The following is a 5,276-nucleotide window of genomic DNA, read 5'->3' on the forward strand; positions in this document are numbered from 1 at the left end:
AGCTGCGTGAGCTGGTTGAGCGGCATGGTGGCCTGGCGCACGAACACGAGGTAGCTCGCGAGGCTGCCCACGTCCGTCTGCCCGTGGATCGCCATGACGGCGCCCAGCACGGCGACCACGGCGTAGTTGAGGTAGCCGATCACGACGGTGGTGGGGACCATGGTGAGGGCGTAGGCCTGGGCGTTGGTGCCCGTGCGGCGCAGGTCCTCGTTGAGGTCGCGGAAGCCCGCGAGGTTGGCCGGCTCGTGGTTGAAGACCTTCACGACCTTCTGGCCGGCGATCATCTCCTCCACGTAGCCGTCGAGCGCGCCGAGCGTGCGCTGCTGCATGGCGAAGTAGCGCTTGGACCTCTTGCCCGAGAAGCGCGTGTACACCACCACGACGGCGTCGCAGGCCAGCGTCACGAGCGTGAGCCGCCAGTTGAGCACGAGGAGAAGGACGAGCGTGCCGACCGTCTGGATCGCGGCCTGCAGCATGTTGGCGAAGCTGTTGTTGAGCGCCTCGCTGATGGTGTCGACGTCGTTGGTGAAGTAGCTCATCACGTCGCCGTTGCGCGTGCGGTCGAACCACGAGAGCGGCAGCCTCATGATGTGGCCAAACAGGTCGCGCCTGATGTCGAACACGATGTGCTGCGCGGCGTGCACCATGACCTGCGTGTACGCGAGGGCCGAGAGGACCGCGACCCCGTAGATCGCGGCCGTGAGCGCGACCGTGGAGACGAAGCCGCGCATGTCGCCCGCGGCCACGCGGTTGACGACCGGCTTGATCATGTACGTGCCGGCGAGGTTGCCCGCGCCTGCCAGCGTGACCAGGATGGTCACGGCGAGCATGTGGAACTTGGCGTGCCCCATGTACGAGACGAAGCGCCTGAGCGTGTGCCGCATGTTCCTGGGGCGCGCCGCGCCCGATGCCTTACTCTGCGCCATGGGCGTCCCCCTCCGTCGCGGTTGCCGTCTGAGAGTAGTAGAGCTCCTGGTAGATTGGGTCGCTCGCGAGCAGCTCCTCGTGCGTGCCCGTCGCGTGCACGCGGCCGTCGTCCAGGATCACGATCTGGTCCGCGTCCATGACGGAGCTCACGCGCTGCGCGATGACGACCTTGGTCACGCCCGGAAGCCGCGCGAGCCCTGCGCGGATGCGGGCGTCCGTCGCGGTGTCCACGGCGCTGGTGGAGTCATCGAACACGACGACCCTGGGGTTGGAGAGCAGCGTGCGCGCGATGCAGAGGCGCTGCTTCTGGCCGCCGGACACGTTGCCACCGCCGTGGCCCAGGTCCGCGTCGAGCCCGCCGATGCGGTCGAGGAACTCGTCCACGCAGGCAACGCGGCACGCCGCGAGGATCTGCTCGTCCGTGGCGTCCGGGTTGCCCCAGCGCAGGTTGTCGCGGACGGTGCCCGAGAAGAGCACGTTCTTCTGCAGCACCATGCCCACGCCCGCGCGCAGGGCGTGGACGTCGTAGTCGCGCACCTCTCGCCCACCCACGAGGACCTGGCCCTCCGTGGCGTCGTACAGGCGCGGGATGAGCTGGACGAGCGACGTCTTGCCCGAGCCGGTTCCGCCCAGGATGCCCACGGTGGAGCCGGGCGAGAAGCGCAGGGACACGTGCTCGAGCACGTTGGCCTTGGCGTCGGGGTTGTACTTGAACGAGACGTCGCGGAACTCGACGGAGCCGTCTGCCACCTGCTTGAGGCCGGATGGGTTGGGGTCCATCGAGGGCTCCTCGCGCAGGACCTGGCAGACGCGGCCGATGCTCGTGATGGCACGCGCGAGCAGCAGGAACACGCTGGAGATCATGTTGAGCGAGTTCATGATGAGCAGCACGTAGCTCATGAAGCCCGTGAGCGTGCCCACGCCGATCTGGCCCTTGGCGACCATGAGCCCGCCAAACCAGAGCAGTCCCACGTTGGCGAGGGCCATGGCGGTCTGGAATACGGGCATGTTGAGGACGGCGCCCGAGAACGTGTGGGTGGCCGTGTCCGCGAGGTCGGAGTTGACGGCCGCGAAGCGCTCCTCCACGTAGCCCTCGCGCACGTACGCCTTGATGGCGCGGATGGCGACGAGGTCCTCCTGGAGCGTCTCGTTCAGGCGGTCCATCGCCTCCTGCAGCACGGCGTAGAGAGGCGCCACGTGGCGCACGATGAGCCAGAGCGCGACCGCGAGCAGCGGGATGATTACGAAGAAGACCACGGCGAGGCGGGCGCTCATGGCGCAGGCGAGCACGAGGCCGGCGACGAGCATGACCGGGCTCCTGAGCAGCGGGCGGATGCCCATGACGAAGGCGTTCTGGATGACGGTGATGTCCGTGGTGAGGCGCGTGACCAGCGAGGACGAGTCGAACTCGTCCAGGTTGGAGAACGAGTAGTCCTGGAGGTGCTCGTACTCGGCCTCGCGCAGGTTGGCGCCGAAGCCCATGGCCGCCTGCGCGGAGAGGCGCGAGTACGCGAAGCCGCAGACGCCCGCGATCACGGCGACCACCAGCATCTGGCGGCCGGTCGCGAACACGAGGGCCATGTTCTTCTCCGCTATGCCCACGTCCACGATCCTTGCCATGAGGAAGGGGATTACGAGCTCGCAGACGGTCTCGACGAAGATGAGCGCCGCCGCTCCGACAAGGTCGAGGCGGTGCCCGCGCATGTAGTGCGACACGTAGCGAAGGTCACCCGTCCCGGCGTCACCCGCGGGGGACGCGGCAGGCACGGAGGGTGCCTGAGTGGTGTTGGTCATAACTCTGCCTCCAGGAATGTCAACGGATTTTCGGTAGTTAGGCTATTACAATCCGTTGACGTTTATGACCTGATGCCGCAAGCAGCCGAAAGTCCCCACCGAAGTGGGCGGAGGAGGTGCGGACGGGTTACGCGGGCACGCCGGCGAGCTCGCGCAGGCGGGGCATCAGCTGCTGGATGCAGGCAATGAAGCGCCGTGCCGCGGGCGACGCCTCCGCGAGGGAGGGGACGGCCACGCCGAGCGAGATGCGGCGCGGCTGCTCGAAGGGGACCTCGGCCACGCGGCCGCTCCAGCGTCTGCTGATGAGCCGCTGGTTGAAGCTCACGCCGAGGCCCGCCTCGACCATGTTGTACGTGGTGAAGCCGTCGCTCGTGGTGTAGCGGTCCTGCACGTGGAGGCCCTCCTCGCGGATGAGGCGGTCCTGGTCCGTGTCGTGTGGTTGGCGAGCGTGTGGATGAAGGCCTCGTGCTCCAGCTCGCGGATGGGGTAGCTCGCGGCGGTGGCGTAGGGGTGGCCCTCCGGCAGCCACATGACCATCTCGTCCTGGTAGAGCGGGATCCAGTCGCAGTAGGTGCCCTTGGACGGCTGCGCGCAGAAGCACAGGTCGACGGCGCGGCTGTTGAGCCACTGGCCCATCTCGGTGTTGCCGCCCTCCCGGATCGCGACGTCGATCTCGGGGTAGCCCTTCTCGAACTCGCGAAGCACCGTGGGCATCCAGATGGCGGAGATGCTGTAGTAGGAGCCGACCGTGAGCGCGCCGGAGAGCACGCCGCGGATCTCCGCGCCGGACTCCTGGGCCACGCGCTGGGCGCGCACGAGCTCGCGCAGGTGGGGCAGCATGCGACGGCCGTTTTCGGTCAGGCGCACGCCCTGCTTGGTGCGGACGCAGAGCGCGAAGCCGAGCTCGGACTCGAGCGACGCGACCATGCGCGTGACGCCGGACTGCGTGTAGCCGAGCTGCCGCGCCGCCGCCGTGAAGGAGCCGCCCTCGACCGCGGCGATGAGCGCCTCGCACTTGGTTGCGTCCATGGGTCACCTCTAATGATGAAATGTCATTACAAGCATGATTATAAGCACGAAGAATCATGACTGCAGGCAGACTATAGTGGTTCCCGAGCTCAGACATGGCCATGGAGCGACAGATGGGACCGGCGGATGCGCCGGAGGACGCCTCGCGCAGCGCGGGGCGGAAGGGATGTGCCAACCATGGAGAAGCTCGACTTCCAATCCGACTACCTCGAGGGATGCGCGGACCCCGTGATGGAGCGCCTCGTGCGGACCAACCACGAGAGGAGCGCCGGCTACGGGCTCGACGCCCACTGCGAGCATGCGCGCGAGCTCGTCCGCGAGGCGTGCGCGGCGCCCGGCGCCGAGGTCCACTTCCTCGTGGGCGGGACGCAGGTGAACGAGGTCGCGATCTTCAGCCTCCTCGGGCCTTGCGAGGGCGTGATCGCCGCGACGTCCGGCCACGTCAGCGTGCACGAGGCGGGCGCGATCGAGGCGGGCGGCCACAAGGTGATCGAGCTCGCGGGGCACGACGGGAAGCTTGCCGCCGCGGACATCGACGGGTACATGACGCTGTGGGAGAAGGACGGCAACCGCGACCACATGGTCCAACCGGCGCTGGTGTACATATCCCAGCCGAACGAGTATGGTCTGCTGTACTTGAGGGCGGAGTTCGAGGAGCTGCGCCGCGCGTGCGACGCGCACGGCCTGAGGCTCTACGTGGACGGCGCAAGGCTCGCCTACGCGCTCGGCGCGCCAGAGAACGACGTGACGCTTCCGGACCTGGCGCGCCTTGCGGATGCCTTCTACATCGGCGGGACCAAGTGCGGGACCCTCTTTGGGGAGGCGCTCGTCTTCCCGCGGCCCGGCACCGTGCGCCACTTCTTCACGATCGCGAAGCAGCGAGGCGCGCTCCTGGCAAAGGGCAGGCTCCTCGGCGTGCAGTTCGAGGCGCTGCTCGAGGACGGGCTGTACGGGCGCATCGGCCAGGCGGCCGTGGCGCAGGCGCGCCGCGTGTCGCGCGCGTTCGAGGATGCGGGCTGCGGGCTCGCGCACCCCACGCAGACGAACCAGGTCTTCCCCGTGCTGACGGACGAGCAGGCGCAGCGCCTGGGCGAGGTCGCGCTCGCGAGCTTCTGGGAGAAGCCGGACCTGGGCCATACCGTGGTGCGGCTCGCCACGAGCTGGTCCACCACGGATGCCGAGGTGGACGCGCTCGTGAGCGCCCTGGGCTCGGGCATCCTGGGATAGCGCCGCCCGAGACGCGCCACCCGGACGTCAGCCCTACCCGCGGCGGTCGCGAAGCGTGCGCACGAGCTTGGACACGCCTGCCGCCACGATGGTGACGAGCCCCGCAATCACGAACAGTGCCGCCATCGGCAGCAGGAAGAAGTTCTCGTGCAGGATGCCGGCGGAGTCGATGTACTCCACGGAGTTCGCCTTCACGAACACGCAGAACGCGCCCATCAGCATGAGCGCGCAGCCAATCGCAAGGGCCGTCACGTTCATGCGGGCGCGCCTGCCCTCGCTTCCGTCGCGTATGAGCTTCC

At 68.2% G+C, this 5,276-nt stretch carries 4 protein-coding genes and 1 pseudogene; 1 reads left to right on the forward strand and 4 read right to left on the reverse strand.

Features of this window, described 5'->3' with window-relative positions:
- The 3 genes and pseudogenes from ACI38Z_RS01665 to ACI38Z_RS01675 form a co-directional block, all read right to left on the reverse strand.
- The coding region (locus tag ACI38Z_RS01665) for an ABC transporter permease (protein ID WP_439788450.1) at nucleotides 1-926 on the reverse strand (926 nt) is incomplete at its 3' end.
- A complete protein-coding gene (locus ACI38Z_RS01670; protein WP_439788451.1) occupies nucleotides 913-2,721 on the reverse strand; it encodes an ABC transporter ATP-binding protein in 1,809 nt (602 codons plus the stop codon). The genes ACI38Z_RS01665 and ACI38Z_RS01670, both read right to left, overlap by 14 nt.
- Nucleotides 2,722-2,848: 127 nt before the next feature.
- Nucleotides 2,849-3,750 (reverse strand): annotated as a pseudogene (locus tag ACI38Z_RS01675) (LysR family transcriptional regulator).
- 177 nt (nucleotides 3,751-3,927) lie between these two features.
- Between ACI38Z_RS01675 and ACI38Z_RS01680 the strand changes: the two are divergent.
- The gene (locus ACI38Z_RS01680) at nucleotides 3,928-4,977 is read left to right on the forward strand and encodes a threonine aldolase family protein (protein ID WP_439788452.1); all 1,050 of its coding nucleotides are present in this window, start codon (nucleotides 3,928-3,930) and stop codon (nucleotides 4,975-4,977) included.
- 33 nt (nucleotides 4,978-5,010) lie between these two features.
- Here the strand turns inward: ACI38Z_RS01680 and ACI38Z_RS01685 are convergent.
- Nucleotides 5,011-5,276, reverse strand: a 266-nt coding sequence (locus ACI38Z_RS01685) for a DUF3955 domain-containing protein (RefSeq protein ID WP_439788453.1), incomplete at its 5' end; no start/stop codon positions are given.

Origin of the sequence: Parafannyhessea sp., from assembly GCF_051876455.1 — a bacterium.
Lineage (GTDB): Bacteria > Actinomycetota > Coriobacteriia > Coriobacteriales > Atopobiaceae > Parafannyhessea.

Coding starts and splice junctions, on each gene's coding strand:
- ACI38Z_RS01670 (WP_439788451.1), bottom strand. CDS start 2,721: ATGACCAACACCACTCAGGCACCCTCCGTGCCTGCCGCGTCCCCCGCG.
- ACI38Z_RS01680 (WP_439788452.1), top strand. CDS start 3,928: ATGGAGAAGCTCGACTTCCAATCCGACTACCTCGAGGGATGCGCGGAC.